The 21,661-nt window shown below is 63.1% G+C and carries 20 protein-coding genes and 4 pseudogenes; 16 read left to right on the forward strand and 8 right to left on the reverse strand.

Translation table 11 applies throughout. The features are described 5' to 3' along the window. A pseudogene (locus NKH12_RS11170) lies at positions 1–381 on the forward strand (integrase); the annotation flags it as partial. A 241-nt stretch (positions 382–622) separates the two neighbouring features. On the opposite strand, the gene hemJ reads toward NKH12_RS11170, so the two are convergent. Next, the gene (hemJ, locus tag NKH12_RS11175; RefSeq protein ID WP_502910777.1) at positions 623–1,171 is read right to left on the reverse strand and encodes a protoporphyrinogen oxidase HemJ; all 549 of its coding nucleotides are present in this window, start codon (positions 1,169–1,171) and stop codon (positions 623–625) included. Further along, entirely contained in the window at positions 1,168–2,196 is a 1,029-nt protein-coding gene (hemE, locus tag NKH12_RS11180; protein WP_352953160.1) for a uroporphyrinogen decarboxylase, read from the reverse strand. The genes hemJ and hemE overlap by 4 nt, the downstream gene beginning before the upstream one ends. Positions 2,197–2,942: 746 nt before the next feature. On the opposite strand from hemE, the gene NKH12_RS11185 reads away from it, so the two are divergent. From NKH12_RS11185 to dnaQ, 5 genes are all read left to right on the forward strand, one after another. Then, entirely contained in the window at positions 2,943–3,764 is an 822-nt protein-coding gene (locus tag NKH12_RS11185) for a pyruvate, water dikinase regulatory protein (protein WP_352953161.1), read from the forward strand. Positions 3,765–4,066: 302 nt separating this feature from the next. After that, a complete protein-coding gene (locus NKH12_RS11190; RefSeq protein WP_352953162.1) occupies positions 4,067–4,666 on the forward strand; it encodes a Maf-like protein in 600 nt (199 codons plus the stop codon). Next, positions 4,659–5,507 (forward strand): shikimate dehydrogenase, encoded by an 849-nt coding sequence (locus tag NKH12_RS11195; RefSeq protein WP_352953163.1) that lies wholly within the window; start codon positions 4,659–4,661, stop codon positions 5,505–5,507. Before NKH12_RS11190 ends, NKH12_RS11195 begins: the two co-directional genes overlap by 8 nt. Positions 5,508–5,518: 11 nt before the next feature. Continuing rightward, positions 5,519–6,121, forward strand: a complete 603-nt coding sequence (coaE, locus tag NKH12_RS11200; protein ID WP_352953164.1) for a dephospho-CoA kinase — start codon at positions 5,519–5,521, stop codon at positions 6,119–6,121. Between the two features lie 86 nt (positions 6,122–6,207). Then, complete coding sequence (gene dnaQ / locus NKH12_RS11205; RefSeq protein ID WP_352953165.1) at positions 6,208–6,927, forward strand: DNA polymerase III subunit epsilon; 720 nt, start codon at positions 6,208–6,210, stop codon at positions 6,925–6,927. Positions 6,928–7,118: 191 nt separating this feature from the next. Here dnaQ and NKH12_RS11210 read toward each other — a convergent pair. The 3 genes and pseudogenes from NKH12_RS11210 to NKH12_RS11220 form a co-directional block, all read right to left on the reverse strand. Further along, positions 7,119–7,361: pseudogene (locus tag NKH12_RS11210) on the reverse strand (GIY-YIG nuclease family protein). A 308-nt stretch (positions 7,362–7,669) separates the two neighbouring features. After that, the gene (secB, locus tag NKH12_RS11215; RefSeq protein WP_027153623.1) at positions 7,670–8,170 is read right to left on the reverse strand and encodes a protein-export chaperone SecB; all 501 of its coding nucleotides are present in this window, start codon (positions 8,168–8,170) and stop codon (positions 7,670–7,672) included. 146 nt (positions 8,171–8,316) lie between these two features. Beyond that, on the reverse strand, positions 8,317–8,817 hold the full coding sequence (locus NKH12_RS11220; RefSeq protein ID WP_352953166.1) for an FxsA family protein: 501 nt from the start codon (positions 8,815–8,817) through the stop codon (positions 8,317–8,319). Between the two features lie 199 nt (positions 8,818–9,016). On the opposite strand from NKH12_RS11220, the gene NKH12_RS11225 reads away from it, so the two are divergent. The 4 genes from NKH12_RS11225 to NKH12_RS11240 are packed head-to-tail and all read left to right on the forward strand — an operon-like array spanning position 9,017 to position 11,758. Then, positions 9,017–9,718 carry a Tim44/TimA family putative adaptor protein gene (locus tag NKH12_RS11225; RefSeq protein ID WP_352953167.1) on the forward strand — a complete coding sequence of 234 codons (702 nt, stop codon included), beginning with the start codon at positions 9,017–9,019 and terminating at the stop codon, positions 9,716–9,718. Between the two features lie 23 nt (positions 9,719–9,741). Continuing rightward, positions 9,742–10,863, forward strand: a complete 1,122-nt coding sequence (mltA, locus tag NKH12_RS11230) for a murein transglycosylase A (protein ID WP_352953168.1) — start codon at positions 9,742–9,744, stop codon at positions 10,861–10,863. Beyond that, positions 10,860–11,393 carry a Smr/MutS family protein gene (locus tag NKH12_RS11235; RefSeq protein ID WP_352953169.1) on the forward strand — a complete coding sequence of 178 codons (534 nt, stop codon included), beginning with the start codon at positions 10,860–10,862 and terminating at the stop codon, positions 11,391–11,393. Before mltA ends, NKH12_RS11235 begins: the two co-directional genes overlap by 4 nt. Continuing rightward, the gene (locus NKH12_RS11240; RefSeq protein WP_352953170.1) at positions 11,390–11,758 is read left to right on the forward strand and encodes a helix-turn-helix domain-containing protein; all 369 of its coding nucleotides are present in this window, start codon (positions 11,390–11,392) and stop codon (positions 11,756–11,758) included. The genes NKH12_RS11235 and NKH12_RS11240 overlap by 4 nt, the downstream gene beginning before the upstream one ends. A gap of 6 nt (positions 11,759–11,764) precedes the next feature. On the opposite strand, the gene NKH12_RS11245 is transcribed toward NKH12_RS11240, so the two are convergent. The 3 genes from NKH12_RS11245 to NKH12_RS11255 form a co-directional block, all read right to left on the reverse strand. Beyond that, positions 11,765–12,379: a transglutaminase-like cysteine peptidase gene (locus NKH12_RS11245; protein WP_352953171.1), complete on the reverse strand. Its 615-nt coding sequence runs from the start codon at positions 12,377–12,379 to the stop codon at positions 11,765–11,767. 173 nt (positions 12,380–12,552) lie between these two features. After that, positions 12,553–13,830 (reverse strand): polyhydroxyalkanoate depolymerase, encoded by a 1,278-nt coding sequence (locus NKH12_RS11250; RefSeq protein WP_352953172.1) that lies wholly within the window; start codon positions 13,828–13,830, stop codon positions 12,553–12,555. 223 nt (positions 13,831–14,053) lie between these two features. Beyond that, positions 14,054–14,413 (reverse strand): septal ring lytic transglycosylase RlpA family protein, encoded by a 360-nt coding sequence (locus NKH12_RS11255; protein WP_352953173.1) that lies wholly within the window; start codon positions 14,411–14,413, stop codon positions 14,054–14,056. A gap of 301 nt (positions 14,414–14,714) precedes the next feature. Here NKH12_RS11255 and NKH12_RS11260 point away from each other — a divergent pair, with 301 nt between their 5' ends. The 6 genes and pseudogenes from NKH12_RS11260 to NKH12_RS11285 all read left to right on the forward strand — a co-directional run bounded on the left by NKH12_RS11260 (position 14,715) and on the right by NKH12_RS11285 (position 21,557). Further along, positions 14,715–14,900, forward strand: a complete 186-nt coding sequence (locus tag NKH12_RS11260; protein WP_352953174.1) for a hypothetical protein — start codon at positions 14,715–14,717, stop codon at positions 14,898–14,900. A 441-nt stretch (positions 14,901–15,341) separates the two neighbouring features. Continuing rightward, positions 15,342–15,792, forward strand: a pseudogene (locus NKH12_RS11265) (RrF2 family transcriptional regulator). 37 nt (positions 15,793–15,829) lie between these two features. Beyond that, a complete protein-coding gene (locus tag NKH12_RS11270; RefSeq protein ID WP_352953175.1) occupies positions 15,830–17,179 on the forward strand; it encodes an FAD/NAD(P)-binding protein in 1,350 nt (449 codons plus the stop codon). Between the two features lie 366 nt (positions 17,180–17,545). Continuing rightward, positions 17,546–19,006 (forward strand): pyridoxal-phosphate dependent enzyme, encoded by a 1,461-nt coding sequence (locus NKH12_RS11275; RefSeq protein WP_502910778.1) that lies wholly within the window; start codon positions 17,546–17,548, stop codon positions 19,004–19,006. Then, positions 19,003–20,184, forward strand: a complete 1,182-nt coding sequence (locus NKH12_RS11280) for a cystathionine gamma-synthase (RefSeq protein WP_352953176.1) — start codon at positions 19,003–19,005, stop codon at positions 20,182–20,184. The genes NKH12_RS11275 and NKH12_RS11280 overlap by 4 nt, the downstream gene beginning before the upstream one ends. Before the next feature lie 402 nt (positions 20,185–20,586). Continuing rightward, positions 20,587–21,557 (forward strand): annotated as a pseudogene (locus NKH12_RS11285) (GlxA family transcriptional regulator). The last annotated feature ends 104 nt before the right edge of the window (positions 21,558–21,661 follow it).

The raw sequence follows: 21,661 nt of genomic DNA on the forward strand, positions 1-21,661 counted from the left end.
TTCGAGGCCTTCCGGCATAGCTACAATGAGGAGCGTCCGCATGAGGCGCTGGCCATGGACACCCCGGCGCAGCATTACCGCTCCTCGCCGCGCGCTATGCCCGCGACACCGCCCGAGCCCGACTATCCGGCCGAGGCGGCGGTGCGCAGCGTGCGCCACAATGGCGAGATCAGGTGGAACGGTGGCTTCGTCTACGTTTCCAAGACGCTGGCCGGCGAAGCCGTCGCCGCCACCGAAACCGAGGATGGTCAATGGGCGCTCAGCTTCCATGCCCATCCGCTCGGCATCCTCGACACCAGGCGCATGAAGCTTGTCCGCCGCAGCGCCGCGCCAACCAAACCGCTTGGCGCTGCAGCGGACACTACAGGGGGAAAACTGTAACCCATGTATCCGGTTCAAAGTGTTACCCATCTATCAACTGGACAGGCTCTCATTGATGGTTTCGCCAATTACCAGCGTTGCAGAATGTCCGCCAAGGTTGTCGACAGTCCCTTCTCCCCGTCTCTATACGGGGAGAAGTGCCCGGCAGGGCGATGAGGGGCGGCGCCGACTTCGACAACTGGCGCCCTTTAGCACGAATTGGACAGATCGATTGCCCTGGCCTTTGCGGCCGCACGAAGCGTCAAAACGGCTTCACGATAACCAGCACGACGATGACGATCATCAGCAATGTGGGGAGCTCGTTGACGATCCGCCAGTGCTTCGCGGGCTTTTCGTTGCGATCCTCGGCGAATTTGCGGACCGCGCCGGCCAGATAGCCATGAACGGCGGAGAGCCCGAGCACCGCGGCGATCTTGGCATGCAGCCAGCCGCCCTGAAAACCGAAGCCTTTCCAGGCCAGCCAGAGGCCGAGCACCCAGGTGATGATCATGGCCGGATTGATGATGCCGCGCAGCAGCCGGCGCTCCATCACCTTGAAGGTTTCTGACTGGACGGAGCCTTTCTCAGCATCGGCATGATAGACCAGCAGCCGCGGCAGATAGAGCATGCCCGCCATCCAGGAAATGACGGCGATGACATGGATTGCTTTTGCCCAGGGATAGAAATCATCCGGTCCGAATAGGAACAGAAGTCCGGCCAGGACGAGGAAGATGACGATGGCGATCGCTGCTCGACGCATCGCGCCCGCCCCGCTGTTACCTGCGCTCCCGGTCGTATTCGTGTCGGTCATCGACGTGCCCGCACCAGTTTCACCATCGCCTCGACATGCGCGATCGGCGTCTCCGGCGTGATGCCGTGGCCGAGATTGAAGATCAGCGGCCCATCGCCCAGTGCCTTCAGGATCGCCTCGACGCCGTCGGTAAGCGCCTTGCCGCCAGCCACCAGCCGCAACGGATCGAGATTGCCCTGTACGGCGCCACCGCGCTGCAATTCCTTTGCTGTCGTCAGCGGCACGGTCCAGTCGAGCCCCAGCCCCATCACGCCGGTTTGCTGGCGATAGCGCTGGTAGTGGGCGCCGGCGCCCTTGGGAAAACCGATGATCGGAATGTCGGGGTGCACGGCCCGCACCTGCCTTACGATCTCGGCTACCGGCCTGACGCAGAAGGCCTCGAACGAAACTTCGTCGAGCACGCCGGACCACGAGTCGAAGATCTGCACCACATCGGCGCCGGCTTCGATCTGGCGGATCAGATAGGCGGCCGAGTGATCGACAAGTACGTTCAGCAGCTGCAAGAAAGCCGCCGGCTCGCGATAGGCGAAGAGCCGCGCCGGCGCCTGGTCTGAGGTGCCGTGGCCGGCGATCATATAGGTCGCCACCGTCCACGGCGCGCCGCAGAAGCCGATCAGCGTCGTTTCGTCAGGCAGTTTTGCCCGCAGCCGTCTGACCATCTCATAGACCGGTTCGAGATTCACGTGAAACGTTTCGCCGTCGAGAGCCCTAATCTCCTCCGCAGAGATCGGCGTCAACAGCGGCCCGCGTCCCTCCTCGAAGCGCACATCGCGGCCCAGCGCATGCGGCACGACAAGGATATCGGAAAACAGGATCGATGCATCGAAGCCGAAGCGCTCGATCGGCTGCAGCGTCACCTCCACGGCAAGATCGGGATCGTAGCAAAGATCGAGGAACGACCCGGCCCGCCTGCGTGTTTCCCGATATTCCGGCAGATAGCGGCCGGCCTGGCGCATCATCCAGAGCGGCGGCGGAGACACAGTCTTGCCCTTCAACACGTCCAGCATGATCCGGTTTTCAGGCATTCAGCGCTCGCTTTTCCGGTGTAGTGACCTTCGTCATCCTAGGGCGAAGCAAGGAGCGAAGCGACGCGGCGCAGACCCCGGGATCCATGCCGTGACATCGGAGCGCCGTGGCAGTGCAGAACCTCGATGCCGGCGGACAGAGCAGCTTTAGTTCTGCGCCGCTGCATTCTTCGATTGATGTCACGGCATGGATCCCAGGGTCTGCGCTCCGCTTCGCGTTCGCTCCGCCCTGGGATGACGAAAGCATGGTGACCTGCAAGCAATCGCGAATGTTGGAAATCGGCGGCTGAAGGGCGGTCGGCAGCGAGCTCTCATAATCTCTTCCAGGCCCAGTCAAAGAGTCAAATCCTCCGCCTCTCCAGGCTTCTCTATAATTAAGTATTCTATTTCTAGGAATCTTATGATTCTAAGAGTCTGTTGGTATCGGTGGTTGTCTCCTGTCCCGCTTTGCCCCGGAAAAGGCCAGCCAGCATATTGTCGCGTGCTTCTTCTGCCGGATAGGAGGACTTTGGGGACAGTTGGAAATTTCCGAGTGGAGTCAATGCGTTGCCGCCCGCGCAAAGAAAATGGGCCTGTGGGTAAGGCCGAGTCAAAAAAGCCCGTCCCCGGACTTGTCCCCAGGCGCCCGACGAAGCCGACAGCGCATCGAATTGTGGACAAACTGGCATCTGATACAGTCGCCCCGAACCGGCCGATCTTTCCGGCCGACCTTATCCACATCGGCCCACAGCTTGGAACGTAACCCTGTGAACAAACCCCAGAGCTTCTTTCACCTTCACCTGATTTCCGATGCCACCGGTGAAACGCTGCTGGCGGCCGGCCGCGCGGCCTCGGCGCAATATAAGGATGCGCGCGCCATCGAGCATATCTACCCGCTCATCCGCACCGAAAAGCAGGTGACGAAAGTGTTCGAGGACATCGAGGAGGAGCCGGGCATCATCCTCTATACGGTCGTCGACCAGAAGCTCGCCCGCGGCATCGACGAACGCTGCGCCGCCATGGGCCTGCCTTGCGTCTCAGTGCTGGAACCGGTGCTGACCGTGTTCCAGTCCTATCTCGGCACGCCGGCCGGCCGCCGCGTCGGAGCCCAGCATGTCCTCGACGCCGAATATTTTCGCCGCATCGACGCGCTCAACTTCACCATGGAGCATGATGACGGCCAGCTGCCGGCCAATATGGACGATGCCGACATCGTGCTCGTCGGCATTTCGCGCACCTCGAAGACGCCGACCAGCATCTATTTGGCCAATCGCGGCATCAAGACCGCCAACATCCCCATCGTGCTCGGCGTGCCGGTGCCGGAAAGCCTGGTCAACGCCAAAAGGCCGCTGATCGTCGGGCTGATCGCCACCGCCGAGCGCATCTCGCAGGTCCGCCAGAACCGTATCCTCGGCAACACCAGCGCCTATGAGCCGACCGACTATGTCGACCGCGCCGCGATCTCCGAGGAACTCGCCTACGCCCGCCAGATCTGCACCCGGCATGGCTGGCCGATGATCGACGTCAGCCGCCGCTCGATCGAAGAGACGGCGGCGGCCATCGTTGCCCTACGCGGCAAGACAAGATAACTGAAGTCAGGAAATGGTGAGGTTTTGTCTAGCCGTTCAGCGCTGCAGGCTCGAAGGTCACGGCATGGATCCTAGGGTCTGCGCCGCGTCGCTTCGCTCCTTGCTCGCAACTGCCAATCTCGGACATCTGCGATTGGCCTTACACCACTATGCCTTCGTCATCCTAGGGCGGAGCAGGAGCGAAGCGACGTAGCGGAGACCCTAGGATCCATGCCGTTACTGTCCCCGAGAAGCGCAGCGATCCAGCGACTGTCTGCGCGTCCGTCTCCGATCGGAATCTCAACCAACCTTAGGCGATAAAAATGACCGGAAAAATCATCCTTGCCTCGGGCAGCCCGTTCCGCAAGGCGCTGCTTGTCAATGCCGGCGTGGCGGTCGAGGCGGTTCCGGCGGGAGTCGACGAGCGCGCGCTCGAAGCACCTTTGCAGGGCAGCGGTATCTCGCCGGAGGATGTTGCCCTGGTGCTCGCCGAGGCCAAGGCCACCGAAGTCAGCGAGCGAAAGCCCGGCGCCCTGGTGCTCGGCTGCGACCAGACGCTGTCGCTCGGCGACGAAGTGTTCCACAAGCCGGCCGACATGGAAGCCGCGCGCCGCCATCTTTTGGCGCTGTCGGGAAAGACCCATCAGCTCAACAGCGCCGTGGTGCTGGCCCGCGACGGCGCGGCTCTGTGGCGGCATGTCGGCATCGCCAGCCTGACCATGCGAAAGCTCGACCCGGCCTTCATCGGCCGCCATCTGGCGCGGGTCGGCGCCAAGGCGCTGTCTAGCGTCGGCGCCTACCAGATCGAAGGCGAGGGCATCCAGCTGTTCGAAAGAATAGAAGGCGACTACTTCACCATCGTCGGCCTGCCGCTTCTGCCCGTTCTGGCCAAGCTGCGTGACCTCGGCGCCATCGATGGCTGAGGCCGAAAAAAAGGCCTTCGTCACCGGCCACCCGGTCGCGCATTCCCGGTCGCCGAAGATCCACTCCTATTGGCTGGCGAAATACGGTATAAACGGCAGCTACCGGGCGATCGACGTTGCGCCGGAGGGGTTTGCCGAATTCGTCAAAACGCTCGAGGCGAATGACTACCGTGGCGGCAACGTCACCATCCCGCACAAGGAGGCCGCCTTCGCGCTGGCGACGCGCCGCAACAACGCAGCCGAACAGATCGGCGCCGTCAACACGCTGTGGTTCGAGGGCGAAGAACTGTGCGGCGGCAACACCGACGCCCATGGCTTTGCCGCCAATCTCGACGAGCATGCGCCGGGCTGGGCAGACAATGGCCCGGCCGTGGTGCTCGGCGCCGGCGGCGCCTCCCGTGCAGTCATCCATGCGCTGATTGAGCGCGGCATCGGTGACATCCGCATCGTCAACCGGACACTCGCCCGAGCCGAGGAACTGCGCCACCGCTTCGGCGCCGGTGTTTCCGCCCACGGCACGGCTGCGACCGGCGAGCTGCTGGCCGATGCCGGCCTGCTGGTCAACACGTCAGCGCTCGGCATGCATGGCAATGAAGGCCTGTCCGCCGATCCGGCCAGTCTGCCGGACCATGCCATCGTCACCGACATTGTCTATGTGCCGCTGGAAACGCCGTTGCTGGCCGCAGCCAAGGCGCGGGGCCTGAAGACCGTCGACGGGCTCGGCATGCTTTTGCACCAGGCGGTGCCCGGCTTCGAGCGCTGGTTCGGCATCAGGCCGCAGGTCACTGCCGAATTGCGGCAGATGATCGTCGCCGATCTTGGCGCCCAAGGAATGACTTAGGAGTGAAAGGCATGATCGTGCTCGGCCTCACCGGATCGATCGGCATGGGCAAGTCGACCACGGCGAAGATGTTTGCCGAGGCCGGCGTACCCGTCCACGATTCGGACGAGGCGGTGCATCGCCTCTACTCCGGCAAGGCGGCTCCGCTGGTCGAGGCGGCTTTTCCCGGGACTACAAAATCCGGCTCGGTCGATCGCACCAAGCTGGCCGAGCGAGTGCTCGGCAATGCCGCGGCCTTGAAACGACTGGAAACGATCATCCACCCGCTGGTCCGCGCCGACGCCGACGCCTTCCTGGCCCGCAACCGTGCCGCCGGCGCACCGCTTGTCGTTCTCGATATCCCGCTGCTGTTCGAAACCGGCGGCCGCGACCGGGTCGACAAGGTCGTGGTCGTCACCGCGTCGGTCGAAATCCAGCGCGCCCGGGTGCTGGCGAGGCCGGGTATGAGCGAAGAGAAATTGGCGTCGATCCTGGCCAGGCAGGTTCCCGACGCGGAAAAGCGCAAGAGCGCCGATTTCATCATCGACACCGGACAAGGTTTTGATGCGGCGCGCGCGGCGGTCAATGCGATTGTCGCCGAACTAGCCGGGGATAAGGCCGGCAAGCCTGCTTAACGGCGCTTGCATCCGGCGTAATATGTTGCCAATTTGTTCCCCTCATGATTCGGCTGGAATGACGCCGGAACCAACGGACTGATTCGATGCGCGAGATTATCTTCGACACGGAAACCACCGGCCTCGATTTCCGTGATGACCGCGTCATCGAGCTTGGCTGCATCGAGCTGGTCAATCGGTTCCCGACCGGCCGCACCTTCCACCATTACATCAATCCGCAGGGACGACCGATTCATGCGGAGGCGCAGGCCGTTCATGGCATCAGCGCCGCCGACCTCATGGGAAAGCCGACCTTCAGCGACATCGCCGAGGAATTTCTTGCCTTCATCGAGGGCGCCAAGCTGGTCGCCCACAATGCCACTTTCGATATCGCTTTCCTCAATGTCGAGTTCGGTCGGCTTGGCCACCCGGTCGTTGATCCCGGACTTGTCGTCGACACGCTGGCGCTGGCGCGCCGCAAGCATCCGATGGGCCCCAATTCGCTGGACGCGCTGTGCCGGCGCTACGGCATCGACAATGCCCGTCGCACCAAGCACGGCGCGCTGCTCGATTCGGAATTGCTGGCCGAGGTCTATATCGAGCTCATCGGCGGCAAGCAGGCGGCGCTCATCCTCGACAGCGCCACGGCGCCGGCCGGCGGCAGGAGAAATGTCGACGATATCGACATCAGCATCGGCGCGCGGCCGATAGCGCTGCCGTCTCGTCTGACCGAGGCAGAACGCACCGCGCACGCGAGCATGGTCGGCACCTTAGGCGAAAAGGCGCTCTGGCTGCGCGTCGCCGCGGAAGCGAGTTCCGCGGCATAGCGATTTTGACGGGAGCCGATCGGCAGCGGCGTCGATAGTTTCGTTCGGGAATCGCAGACTTTTGAGATTGGCCGAAAACGACCCCTCCGCTTCGTCATCCTAGGGCGGAGCAAGGAGCGAAGCGACGCGGCGCAGACCCTAGGATCCATGCCGTTACCTTGCGGCAGTGCCCGGCCGACCAGAACCGAGTGCTACCACCCCGTTCCGCGAAAAAGCTCGAACCACTCTGGATTGGTCTTCTCGATCAGGTCGATCTTCTATTGGCGAGGCCAGCGCTTCAGCGACTTCTCGCGCTGGATGGCGTCGCGAATGTCGAAATGTTCTTCGTACCAGACCAGACGCTGCACGCCATAGCAGCTGGTGAAGCGCGAGCCTTCGCCGGATTTGTGCTCCGGCATGCGGCGGCCAAGATCGTTGGTGACGCCGATGTAGATCGTGCCGCGCTTCTAGCTCGCGGTCATATAGGCATAGCCGGTCATGGCGGAAGGGTAGCGAGCGCAGTGGCGCATGCAAGCGCCGTTCTGAGCCGCTGTATTCTTTCGGCTGATGTAACGGCATGGATCCTAGGGTCTGCGCCGGGTCGCTTCGCTCCTTGCTCCGCCCTAGGATGACTAAGTGGAGGGATGCTTCGGCTAATCCTAGAGGTTTGCGACTGCCGATCGGCTTCCAACCTGTCCCGCCGGCACCTCAAACAAAAAACCCGGCGCGAGGCCGGGTCTTTAATGTCTGCTCTACACTCGCCTCAGCTCACCTTGACCTTGCTGGCGGCCTGGTCTTCGGCCAGCTTCTGCTGGAACATCTGCGCGAAATCGATCGGATCGAGCATCAGCGGCGGGAAGCCGCCATTGCGCGTCGCCTCGGCAATGATCTGCCTGGCGAACGGGAACAGCAGCCGCGGGCATTCGATGAACAGCAGCGGCAGCATGTGCTCCTGCGGGAAGCCACTGATGGCGAACACGCCGCCATAGACCAGCTCGACATTGAACAGCACTTCCTTGTCGAAGGACGCCTTGGCGTTCAGCGTCAGATTGACGTCGAACTGCTTGTCCGAAAGCGGATTGGCGTTGACATTGACGTTGATGGCGATGCCGGGAGCCTTGTCGCGGCCGCGCAGAGAGTTCGGCGCGCCGGGGCTTTCGAAGGAAAGGTCCTTCACATATTGGGCAAGCACATTGAGCGAAGGCTGCGTCGCGTCGCCGTTGCCACTGGCCGCGCCGGTCGGCGCGTCGTCTTTGCTGGCCATAAGCCTTTGTCCTTTTGCCTGGGCAGCCTTGCTGACCGGATTGAAATCGGGCGTTCGCTACCATGGTCGGCATGACAAGACAAGGTTTGCTGACCTAGCCGTCCCTGAAGCGTTTGCCGACCTACACGTCCCTGAGGCGTTCCGACCTACTCGTCCTTGAGGCGGCGCCAGGGGGAATTGTGATCGGGGCCGCGGTTGTAATCGTCGCCGCGCGAATAGTCGCTGTCGTCGAGGTCAATGGTCTTGTCGCGTTGCCGGGCCCGGACTCCGCCGGTGCCGAAACTGGTGGCCAGCACGATGCGGCCTTTCAACAGGCGCCAGGCGAGGTCGCGGACCGGCGGCAGGAACAGCAGAATGCCGAAAACGTCGGTGATGAAGCCGGGAATGATGAGCAGGATCGCCGCCAGCACGATCATCGCGCCGTGCGCGAGCTGGCGGCTTGGATCACGTCCGGCGTCCATTTCGGCACGGACCCGGGTCATGACGCCGAAACCCTGGTATCGCAACAACAGCGCGCCGGCGATGCTCGAAGCCAGCACCAGGCCGACCGTCGCGAGCGCGCCGACCTGGCGGCCGACAACGACGAAACCGGCGATCTCCAGCAACGGAAGCGCGAGAATGAACAGAGGAAGCAGCGAAATGCGCAAATCTTGACCGATCGTTACCGTGTTTTGCCGGCCGGCGGGCAATCGCCGCTGGCACTGGACCTTTTAGATAGGTATGGCTGCCTTTAATTTGAATGATTGCAGCTTGCGTTCTATATGCTTTGGATGTTGAACGCTACGCGACCGCAGCCATTGCCTGGCCGGGCGGTCCGGCCGGGGTAGGGATTGATTGGCGGAAGATATGGGATTCTTCGACTTCGGCACGATTTTCTTTCTGGTTGCGGCGGTTGTGATCTTTTTCCAGCTGCGCAATGTGCTCGGCCGCCGTACCGGCAGCGAACGCCCGCCCTTCGATCCCTATACGGCGGGCCGGACGCGCGACGACGCCCAGAAGCCCGAGAATGTGGTCTCGCTGCCGCGCAAGCGAGCGCCGGGAGAGCCGGCAATCGACGCCTATGCGGCGATCGACGCCTTCGCCAAGCCTGCCACCGATCTCAACAAGGGCCTGCGCGCGATCAAGGACAATGACCCGTCATTCGACCCGAAGACCTTCGTCGACGGCGCCAAGATGGCCTATGAGATGATCGTCATGGCCTATGCCGATGGCGACCGCAAGACGCTGAAGAACCTGTTGTCGCGCGAGGTCTATGACGGCTTTGTCGCAGCCATCGGCGACCGTGAGGCGAAATCGGAGAAGATCCAGTCCTCCTTCGTCGGCATCGACAAGGCCGACATCGTTTCCGCCGAGATGAAGGGCAGCGAGGCGCATATCACGCTGCGCATCGTCAGCGAGCTGATTTCGGCGACGCGAGACAAGGCCGGCGCCGTCATCGACGGCGATCCCGAAACCGTCGCTGAGGTCAAGGATGTCTGGACCTTCGCCCGCGATACGCGCTCGCGCGACCCGAACTGGAAGCTCGTCGCCACCGAAGAAGAAGACTGAGCCCGGACCACGGCGAGGCTCCGGTGTCGCTATCTCAGGCGTTCCGCGAAAAATCCTTTGACGATCTGCCCGGCTGGGACGAGGACGACCATCTGGCCGCGTTCGCCGCTTTCCGGCGTTCGGCCTTCCATGCCCTGGTAAAACCCTATCGCTCCGGCAGGCTCGGCGTCGAATTCAAGGCCTTCACCGGAGCCTACGCTGCAGCCCGCACCGTTTCGCCAACGGACCGGCGCCAAGCCCGCGCTTTTTTCGAGCGGCATTTCATCCCGGCGCACATAACGGCCAAAAACGGCGGCGCCGGCCTCGTCACCGGCTTCTATGAACCAGTGGTCGACGCCTCACCGGTGCGAACCGAACGATTTACGGTGCCGCTGCTGTCGCGTCCGGCCAATCTCGTCGACATCGACGACGCCAACCGGCCGCCCGGCATGGATCCCTATCTCGCCTTCGGCCGCGCCACGCCGAACGGACCGGTCGAGTATTTCGACCGCGGCGAGATCGAGCGCGGCGCGTTCATCGGCAACGGTCTGGAAATCGCCTGGCTCGCCGACAAGGTCGACGCCTTCTTCATCCACGTACAGGGTTCTGCGCGGCTCGCTATGACCGACGGTCGGCTTTGCCGCGTCACCTATGCCGCCAAATCCGGCCAGTGCTTTACCGGACCGGGCAAGATCCTGAGTGAGCTAGGCGAAATCCCGCTCGAAGCGGTGACCATGCAGTCGATCCGCGCCTGGTTCAGGGCGCATCCGGAGCGCATCGATGAGATCCTGTGGCGCAACCGCTCTTATATTTTCTTCCGCGAGACTTCCGCCAGCGAGGCGGGGGTCGACGACCCGGAACTCGGCCCGATCGCTGCCGCCAAAGTGCCGCTGACGCCGGGCCGCTCCGTCGCTGTCGACCGTTTGCTGCATACATTCGGCACGCCGTTCTTCATCGACGCGACGTCGCTGACCGCTTTCGACAACAAGCCGTTCCGGCGGCTGATGATCGCGCAGGACACCGGCTCGGCCATCACCGGCCCGGCCCGCGGCGACCTGTTCGCCGGGACGGGAGATGCGGCCGGCGAGATCGCCGGCACTGTCCGTAACCCTGCCGATTTCTACGCCCTGATCCCGCGTCCGCTTGTACCGGGAGCGGGGCGATGACCCGGCGCATCGACAGACTGAGCGAGGACGATCGGGTCCTGTGGAACCTGGTGGCGCGCACCGCCAAGCCGCTGAAGGGCAAGTCCGCCATCGGCATCCCGGATATCGGCCCGGAGATCAGTGATGACACGAAGCCACCGCCGCGTGTCCAGGCCATGGCTCCGGCTGCGGCGGCGAAAGCCAAGACGCAGCATGTTTCGCATCCGCTCGACGAACCGACGCTGGAAAAACTGTCGAAGGGTCGCTTGCCGATCGAAGGCCGCGTCGACCTGCATGGCCTGAGCCAGGACGAAGCCTATTCGCTGCTGTTTTCCTTCCTGCACCGGGCGCATGCCGGCGGCATCCGTTACGTCCTGGTCATCACCGGCAAAGGCTCGTCGTCGGGCGGCGACGGCATCTTGCGGCGCGCCGTGCCAGCCTGGCTGTCGACACCCGCGTTCAGGCCGCTCGTCTCCAGCCACGACCATGCTGCCCGCAACCATGGCGGCTCGGGCGCGCTCTATGTCCGCCTGAGGCGCGCGCGCGGATGACCCCGTTCGGCGAAAAGCTTCGCGCCCTGCGAAGCGAACGTGGCGTCAGTCAGAAGGCGATGGCCGCGGCGATCGGCGTCAGCGCCGCCTATCTGTCGGCGCTGGAGCATGGTCGCCGCGGCGCGCCGACCTGGACGCTGATCCAGAAGATCATCGGCTATTTCAACGTCATATGGGACGATGCGGAAGAACTCGCGCGGCTGGCCGAGACCTCGCATCCACGGGTGAAGCTCGACACGTCGGGCCTCAGCCCCGCCGCCACCGAGCTTGCCAATGTTTTGGCCGAAAACATCGAAAAGCTCGACGAAGCGGAGCTTCGCCGCATCACCGCATCGATCCGCGCCGCTTTGAAGCAGCCAAAGTGACGCCTGCTACTGAACCGCGCCGACCAGAACCGGCTGGCCATCACGGATCGAGACCCAGCGGCCGGTATTGTCGATCGCCTGCCGCTTGAGGAAGCGGTAGCCGGTCCGGTCCCATGAGCGGACCTTTCCGTCCAGATTGTCGAGGATGTAGTCGCCCTTGCTTGTGCGCACCGTCAGCACGGCATGGCCCTCACCGTCCGGCTTGCGCACGACGGTCATCAGAAGATTGGCGAACGACACGCCCAAGCGGTTCAATTCGCGGCGCTTTTCCAGGACATAGTCCTCACAGTCGCCAACGCCCTTGACGGGATAGGCCCAGACCTCGTCCCTGCCGTAGATGTCGATGTCGCTTATCGGCTTGACGGCGGTGTTGACCCTGGCGTTGACGCTGAGGATCTTGCGCCAGAGCGCACCGCTCATGGTGGCCGGGGCGAGATTGCCCGGGTGGATCGAGCATTCGGCCGGACTGGTCTTGCAGAAATCGTAATGGCCGATCGGCTGCGATGTCGGGCCGCCGGTTGCCATTGGTCCCGCCGAAGCCGCCGTAGACCAGCCTGCCGCAAGTAACAGCCCTAACAGGGCGCACGCGCGCAGCCTTCTCGCCATTGGTGAGGAAATCATTGTCCCCCTCGTCCCTTTGTTGTTAACGAAAGGTTAAGGGCGATCTACAGTCCCTGTCAATTATACCAACGGCCAGATTTGCGACATGGTTACCCGCGCGGCCGAAACAGCGGCTATTGTGCAACAGGTCGACTTGCACGGGGCTGCCATCCGGGATTCACAAGGCTACATCTTTACTTTTTGGCGGTGCGAACCAGCTTCGGCTTCACCGCAACGCGGCTCTGGCGGCCATAGCTGGTGATGAAGTCGACGATGCGCGGCACGATTTCGGAGCGGAAGCGCGAGCCGTTGAAGACGCCGTAATGGCCGACCGCCGGCTGCACGTAGTGGGCGTGCCTGTCCGCGGGGATGTTGATGCAGAGGTCGTGCGCGGCCTGGGTCTGGCCGAGGCCGGAAATGTCGTCGTTCTCGCCCTCGACCGTGAACAGGGCGACATTGCGGATATCGGAGGGATCGATGGCGACGCCGCGATGCATCATTTCGCCCTTGGGCAAGGCATGGCGAACAAACACCGTGTCGACCGTCTGCAGGTAGAACTCCGCCGTCAGATCCATAACCGCCATATATTCGTCATAGAAGTCGCGGTGCTTCTCGGCATTATCGCCATCATGCTTCACCAGATGCATGAAGAAGTCCTTGTGGGCGATGATGTGGCGGTCGAGGTTCATGCTCATGAATCCCGAAAGCTGCAGGAAGCCGGGATAGACCTCACGGCCGAAGCCGGGCACCGGCCACGGCGCCTGCATGATAACGTTGTCGCGGAACCAGTCGATGCCCTTTTCCTCGGCCAGAAGGTTGACCGCGGTCGGATTGCGGCGGGTATCGATCGGCCCGCCCATCAGTGTCATTGTCGAGGGAACGAACGGGTCGCCGCGCGTTTCCATCAGCGCCACCGCCGCCAGCACCGGCACCGAAGGCTGGCACACCGCCATGACGTGGGTATCGGGTCCCAGCGCATGCAGCATGTCGACGATGTAGTCGATGTAGTCGTCGAGGTCGAAGCTGCCATCCGCCAGCGGCACCATGCGGGCGTCGACCCAGTCGGTGATGTGCACATCGGCATGGGGCAGCATTGCCTCGACCGTGCCGCGCAGCAGCGTTGCATAGTGGCCTGACATCGGCGCCACGATCAGCAGCTTCGGATCAGGCCGGCGGCCGGCGGGAACCGCCCGCTCGAAACGGAGCAGATTGCAGAACGGCCGCGACCATACCGTCTTTTCGGTGACATCGACGCTTTTCCAGTCGACCACGGTCTTGGTCAGGCCGAATTGCGGCTTGCTGTAGCGGCGCGTCGTGCGCTCGAACAATTCGGCCGTTGCCGCGATCGAGCGGCCCCAGGAGGTGTGCGTGAATGGATTGAGCGGATTGGTGTAGAACATACGCACCGCATCGGCATACAGGCGGGCCGGTTGCACGGCGGCGTGGTTCAATTCGTAGAACTGGTAGAACATCGAGAACCCCGCTGCTTCGACCGAAGGGACGACAGCAGTGCCGAGCCTTGAATCTCTCGCGGGGAAGTTAACAACAAACTGCTGCGATGCAATACGTCAAGTGCCGTGATTTATGCTCATACTTTCGTTTAAGGTGTTGAAAACCGGCTTTGAACGGCGGCAGCCGGCTCATTGTGCGGTTGCGAAGGCCGTGCGTGTCCAGCTCTGGCCGGACACAGAGGCATCACACGCGGGCCGTGCACACGGATGTATGGCCCGAACTGATGAAGCCGAGCCGGCTGGCGGCGCCTTTCGACAGGTCGATCACGCGCCCCTTGATGAACGGGCCGCGGTCGTTGATGCGCACGACGACGCTGCGGCCGTTGTTGCGGTTGGTGACCTTCAGCTTGGTGCCAAAAGGCAAGGTGCGGTGCGCGGCGGTCAGCGCTGACGGGTTCATCCGCTCGCCGGAAGCGGTCTTCGAGTACAGCGCGTACCAAGAGGCGCGGCCGCATTGCGCGGCGGCAGGGGAGGTGGATGCGCCGACCAACAGGCCAGCCGCGATCGTCACCGCGGCAAGCGCGGCCTGGTGGGGTTTCTTCATCTGTGGCTCCGTTTGACAGGCCCCGGCCGTTACGGATCGAATGTGGCACGAAATGCGGCAGTCATCTGGCGGTTCCATGACTACAGTACACGTTTGGAGTCGGCGGGAAACAGTCCGTCAGGGAGGGTTGGGACTGCCACGATGTATGTCTGGTGATCTTCGAACCTGCACCGGGAGTGTTTCCGCCATGACATGGGCTCTACTATGCAAGTAGATGTGAGAGCGATCGGGTCGCTTCCTTTCGCTTTGTCGTCGCGGTCATGGCTGAATTGACGATCGACTTGGGAAGGAAATTTCGGCGATGAGATTTATCAAAAATCTGCTGGCGTTGATTGCGCTCGCCATCGGCGCGCTCTGGTCGCTGCAAGGCGTCGGCCTCGTCGGCGGCAGCTTCATGACCGGCCAGTCGCAATGGCTCTATATCGGTATCGTCACCGCGCTGGTCGGGCTGGGCGGCCTGGTGTGGGCGAACCGTTCGCGCCCCTGACACTCGAACCACCTCAGGACTTGGCGGCGTTTCGGTCGACCGGCGAAAGCGCGCCCACAAGCATTTCCTGTTTTGCGCCCACCTTAGGCAAATCAATGCTGCGAATGGCCGAGGATTTGAAAACCGGTCCCTGTATGCGCGGTTAGTATAGTAGTCTTATCAACATTGCAGGAATTGAGAGAACGATCAGCGATGTCCATATCGCGGCGATTGCCTGCAGCATGAGTGTCGAGCGCTGGCCGTCCAATTGGAGGATGGGAAAGAACGTTGGTCAAAATGACCGCAGCGGGTTGAAAACGAAGCAAAATCAACGGTGCACGGCTTGTATATCATGGAACTAGAAATTATGTGGCATACAAGCTTGGAAGCGGTGGGGACGCACGCCAGGGGTTTCGCAACCGATGGCCTTGCGCCATCGCATGACAGAGAAACGTTCGGTCTATGCTCACGAAAAAGGGCAAGTACGGCCTCAAGGCGCTCGTCCATCTTGCGCGGCTGCCGGCTGGACAGCTCGCCTTCGTTGGCGATATCGCCACCGGAAACAACATCCCGAAGAAATTTCTCGATGCCATCCTGGTCGAGCTGCGCAACGCCGGTTTCGTCCAGAGCCGCAAGGGCAAGGAGGGCGGCTATCGCCCTGGCGCGGCCGGCGGATGAAATCAAGATCGGCCATGTCGTGCGCGTGCTTGACGGGCCGCTTGCTCCAATTCCCTGCGCCAGCCGCACCCGGTATCAGCGCTGTGAAGACTGCAACGAGGCGACATGCCAAGTCCGACATCTGATGCTCGAGGTCCGGCAAGCGATCGCCGAGGTGCTGGATCAGCGCAGCCTCGCCGAGATGCGCGATATCGCCGGCGACGACCTTTCGGCTGCGTTGAAAATTCAGGCCTGAGCCGGAACCGACGGCTCCTAGGGCAATTGGTGCGCGCATGACCGGCCGCGCAAATTCGATTATCCCAAATTCGATCGTTATCGTCGGTGGCGGCGCCAGCGGCGTCGTCCTTGCCGCGCATCTGTTGAAATCGCCCAATCCCGATCTCCGCGTCACGCTAATCGAAAAGCGCCCGCATTTCGGCCAGGGCATCGCCTATTCCACGCTGCTGTCGGCGCATGTGCTGAATGTCAGCGCGGCCGGCATGAGCGCCTATGCCGACGATCCCGGCAATTTCTGGCGCTGGCTGCTTGAACGCCGCCTGGCAACCGCAGAGCAGGCGCCGGTCTACGCACCGCGCAGCGTCTATGCCCGCTACCTGAAGGAACTGCTGGACGAACTCGAGGCCCGTGAGACGGGGCGTCTTCGCCTGATCCGCGAGGAAAGCCTGTCGGTCTCGCCGACCGCGTCCGGGGCCGAGGTGACGCTGGCCAACGGCACCAGCGTCGTCGCCCACCTTGCCGTGCTGGCGACCGGGCACGACGAGGAGCCGGGCGCCGGCCAGGGCCATGCGATCAGGATGGGATCGGAAGCTGACACCGCGCTCGACCCGGAAGCCCGAGTCCTGCTGCTGGGCACCGGCTTGAGCATGGTCGATGCCTTCCTGTCGCTCGAACAGCGCGGCCATCGCGGCGAGATCATCGCGGTGTCACGGCGCGGCCTGCTGCCTTCGCCGCACCGCAAGGGCAATCCGATCAAGCTCGACGTCGCCGACATTCCGCTCGGCACCCAGCTTTCCTATTTCGTCGGCTGGTTCCGCGACCTGATCCGGGAAAACCAGGAGGCCGGCATCGACTGGCGCGACGTCGTCGATGGTCTCAGGCCATTCAACCAGAAGATCTGGCAGAACTGGCCGTCTTCGGCCAAGCGCCGCTTTGTCGAGCACACCAAGGCGTGGTGGGACATCCACCGCCATCGCATGGCACCGGAAGTCTACGCCCGCGTTACCGAGGCGGTCCAGTCGGGCCGCATTCGGCTTGTCGCCGGGCGCGTCGTCAGCATCGCCGCCGGCGATGGATTCACCGTGCAGGTCCAGTCGCGCCATACGCAGCGTCTCGAAACATGCGACGTCGCCCGCATCTACGACTGCACCGGCATCGCCAGGGACATCTCGACCACCTCGAACAGCGTGGTGCGGTCGCTGGTCGACCGCGGGCTGGCCCGGCCGGATCCGCTGCGCCTTGGCCTCGACGTATCAGACAATTGCGAGGTCATCGCCGGCGACGGCACCGTATCGGCCAAGATACTGGCGGTCGGACCGCTGACGCGCGGCACGTTTTTCGAGATCGACGCCATTCCGGATATCCGCGTCCAGTGCGCGCGGCTGAGCCGGCGGTTGCTGGGGTGAGGCAGAACCTGTTGATGCCGGAGGGACAGCACCCCCCTCTGGCCTGCCGGCCATCTCCCCCGCAAGGGGGGAGATCGGCAGTTCCGATGCCGCGCGCACTCTTGCGACGGTGATGATTGGCGAAAGCAGCCGAGCGCTCAATCTCCCCCCCTTGCGGGGGAGATGGCCGGCAGGCCAGAGGGGGGTGGGAAGGATCGCTGCAGAAGGCATTTGGGTTGGGACCACCGGCAGCGAAAGCTGGAATCCCATTCCTCGTCTGGCCAACGGATTGGCACGATCTATCTTCTTTCAGACTGCAAACGGCTGGAAAAGAAGATAGGCTGACAGCCTGCCCAAGGCGGTCGCTTGACCACGGAGCATCTGAATATGAGCAAGCACAAGATCGCCGCACCTGACGTTGCCCCTTCGGAGATGGCCCCATCTTCTGACAGGGCAATGTCCCGTCTGCGCCCGCCCTATGCATCGGTTCTCGACCTGATCGGCCAGACGCCGGTCGTCGAGCTGACCAAATTCGACATCGGCAAGTGCCGGCTGTTCATCAAGCTCGAAAGCCAGAATCCCGGCGGCTCGATCAAGGACCGCATTGCGCTGTCGATGATCGCCGGCGCCGAAAAACAGGGCAAGCTGAAGCGCGGCGGCACGATCGTCGAGGCGACCGCCGGCAACACCGGTCTTGGCCTGGCCCAGGTCGGCATTCCCAAGGGCTACCGCATCATCCTCGTCGTGCCCGATAAGATGTCGCGCGAAAAAATCCAGCATCTGCGCGCGCTCGGCGCGGAAGTGCGCATGACCCGCTCCGATGTCGGCAAGGGTCACGCCGAATACTATCAGGACATGGCCGAAAAGATCGCCGCCGAATTGCCCGGCGCCTTCTATGCCAATCAGTTCGCCAATCCGGCCAATCCGGACGCCCATGAAACCACGACCGGTCCCGAGATATATTCGCAGCTCGACGGCGATGTCGACGCAGTGGTCGTCGGCGTCGGCTCCGGCGGCACCCTGACCGGGCTTGGCCGCTACTTCGCAAAGGGCTCGCCGAAGACCGAGATGATTCTCGCCGATCCGGTCGGCTCGGTGCTGGCGCCGTTGATCAAGACCGGCAAGATGCAAGAGGCCGGAAGCTGGACCGTGGAAGGCATTGGCGAGGATTTTGTGCCGCCCAATGCCGATCTGTCGCTGGTCAAGAAGGCCTACTCGATCACCGACAAGCAGAGCATGCTGGCGGTGCGCGACCTGCTTTCCAAGGAGGGCATCCTCGCCGGCTCGTCATCCGGCACCCTGCTTTCGACGGCGCTGCGCTATTGCCGCGAGCAAACCGTGCCGAAGCGGGTCGTCACCTTCGTCTGCGACAGCGGCAACAAATATCTGTCGAAAGTGTTCGACGATTTCTGGCTGATCGAGCAGGGCCTCGCCGAGCATGAGCAGCATGGCGACCTGCGCGATCTGGTGATGCGCACGCACCGCACCGGCGACATCGTGTCTGTCGGCCCGGACGAAAGCCTGCTCAACGCCTATGGCCGCATGCGCCGTTCCGATGTCTCGCAACTGCCGGTGCTGGACGACGGCAGGCTGGTCGGCATCGTCGACGAAAGCGATATCCTCGCCCACGTCGAAGGCCCCTATGACAGCCGTTGGGACCGCTTCAAGGCTCCGGTGCGCACGGCGATGACAGCCAATTTGCACACGCTGCAGGCCAGCCAGACGCTGGACGCGCTGCTGCCGGTGTTCGACCGCAACGAAGTCGCGATCGTCTTTGACGGCGACGAGTTCATCGGCCTGATAACCCGTATCGACCTGATCAACCATCTGAGGCGCCGCGCAAAATGACCATTAAAGCCACCGTATCGGGCAGCAACCGTCTGGCCTTTTCGACGCGCACGATCCATGGCGGCCAGAGTCACGACCCGACGACGGGCGCGGTGATGGTGCCGATCTACGCGACCTCGACCTATGGCCAGCAAAGCCCGGGCGTGCACAAGGGTTTTGAGTACGCGCGCAGCCAGAACCCGACCCGCTTCGCCTTCGAGCGCGCGGTGGCCGATCTCGAAAGCGGCGCAGCCGCCTTCGCCTTCGCCTCGGGGCTGGCGGCGATCGCCACCATTTTCGAACTGCTCGATTCGGGCGCCCATGTCGTCGCCACCGACGACATCTATGGCGGCACGTTTCGGCTGCTGGAGCGGGTGCGCAAACGCTCGGCCAACCTCCAGGTCGACTTCGTCGACTTCACCGATCTTGACGCCGTCGAGGCGGCGATCCGCCCGGAAACCAAACTGCTGTGGGTCGAAACGCCGACCAATCCGCTGTTGCGCGTCGTCGATCTCGAAGCGGTCGCGGCACTGGCAAAGCGCAAAGGCGTGCTCTCGGTCGCCGATAACACCTTCTGCAGCCCCTATCTGCAGCGGCCGCTGGAGCTCGGCATCGACATATCAGTCCACTCGACGACGAAATACCTCAACGGCCATTCCGACATGGTCGGCGGTGTCGCCGTGGTCGGCGACAACAAGGATCTGGCCGACCAGCTAAAGTTTCTGCAGAACGCCGTCGGCGCCATATCAGGGCCGTTCGACAGTTTTCTGGCGCTGCGCGGCCTGAAAACGCTGGCGCTGAGGATGGAGCGCCATTCGTCGAACGGCCAGAAGATCGCGCACTGGCTGGAAAGCCGCCCCGACATCCGCCGCGTCATCTATCCCGGTCTCACCAGCCACCCGCAGCGTGCCATCGCCAGGCGGCAGATGCATGCCTTCGGCGGCATGATCACGGTCGAGCTCGACCGCGACCTTGCCGGGACAAAACGCTTCCTCGAACACACGCAGCTGTTCACGCTGGCCGAAAGCCTCGGCGGCGTCGAAAGCCTGATCGAGCACCCGGCGCTGATGACGCACGGCTCGATCCCGGCGCAAAAACGCGCCGAGATCGGGATTTCCGATTCGCTGGTGCGGTTGTCGGCGGGGATCGAGGATGGCGATGATCTGATTGCGGATTTGGACCAGGCGCTGGCGAGTTGAGGGGGGGAGCGAATGCTACCGGCACTCGCTTCAGGACTAGGCGCCTGTCGGTGAAGCTGCCGATCTCCCCCCTTGCGGGGGAGATGCCCGGCAGGGCAGAGGGGGGTGCTGTCCCGCCGACCTGTCAATCAATGGGGCCACGCCTCAGGCTGATTTCGGTGGGGAGCTGAAGTCGGATGTTGGCGATCCTTCCCACCCCCCTCTGTCCTGCGGGCATCTCCCCCGCAAGGGGGGAGATTGGATGTCGCTTCGGCTTTCGCCAATCACCAACGCTGAAACACAGCGGATGTGGGCAGCGCAAGCATGAAGGGATTGTTCTGGGACCTGTTCGATAGCCGTTGACCTCCGCTGCATCTGGCGAAATTGTGACTTCCTGCAATTGCCGACAGGCCGGTTGAAGCCATGACCATTCGCGAGCGCGACCAACTAAAACCCACCGAAGCCCCGCTCACCTTCGCCATCCTCGTCTTCCCGGGCTTTCCGATGATGGCGTTCAGCTCGGTGATCGAGCCGCTGCGTGCCGCCAACGTGCTGGCCAAGAAAGAATACTACCGCTGGATCATCGTCGGCGCTGCCGCAGGTCCGGTCGAGGCCTCGAACGGCGTTGTCATCCAGCCCGGCTTCTTCGCCGGCGATGCGCCGAAGGTCGACTGCATCGTCGTCTGCTCGGGCGGCGATGCCGATCATCTTGTCGCCGACGATGCCGTGAGCTGGATCCGCAGGAGCCTGCGCGGCGGCGCTCATATCGGCGCGGTGGCGGATGCCGCCTTCTTTCTGGCGCGGGCTGGCCTGCTCGACGGCCATGCCTGCACCTTGCATTGGACCAGCCAGGCGGCGTTCACCGAGGCGTTTCCGGACATCGAACTGAGGCGCGATCTCTACGTCATCGACCGCAGGCGCTTCACTTCGGCGGGCGGCGTCGGCAGCCTCGACATGATGCTGGAGATCATCACATCGGACTATGGCGCCGAGCTTGCCGCCGGCGTTGCTGAATGGTTCGTGCACAGCCCGCTGCGCTCCAGCGTCGACCGCAAGCTGATGCCCTTGCGGCTGCGCACCGGCGTCCAGAACGAACTGGTGCTGTCGGCCATTGCCATCATGGAGGATGCGGTGGAGGAACGGCTCGGCATGGCAGCGCTGGCGGAAAAGCTCGGCGTGTCCTCCGACAAGCTCGAACGAAAACCGAGCTCAGCATCTCGCCCAACGGCTATTACCGCCGCCTGCGGCTGAAACGCGCCGCCGACCTCCTGGCGCATTCGACGCTGATGGTGCGCGACGTGGCGCTGGCCTGCGGTTTTGCTTCGATGTCGAGCTTTGCCCGGGCGTTTCGCGAGGAGCATGGGCATGCACCGAAGGTGGCGCGGCGGCAATAGATCTTGCGAGACGTTGGCGGGACAGCGCCCCCCTCTGCCCTGCCGGGCATCTCCCCCACTTGGGGGGAGATCGGCTTGTCATCCCGGCTTTCGCCAATCTCCAG

It is taken from the genome of Mesorhizobium sp. M1322 (genome assembly GCF_040318085.1).
Lineage (GTDB): Bacteria > Pseudomonadota > Alphaproteobacteria > Rhizobiales > Rhizobiaceae > Mesorhizobium.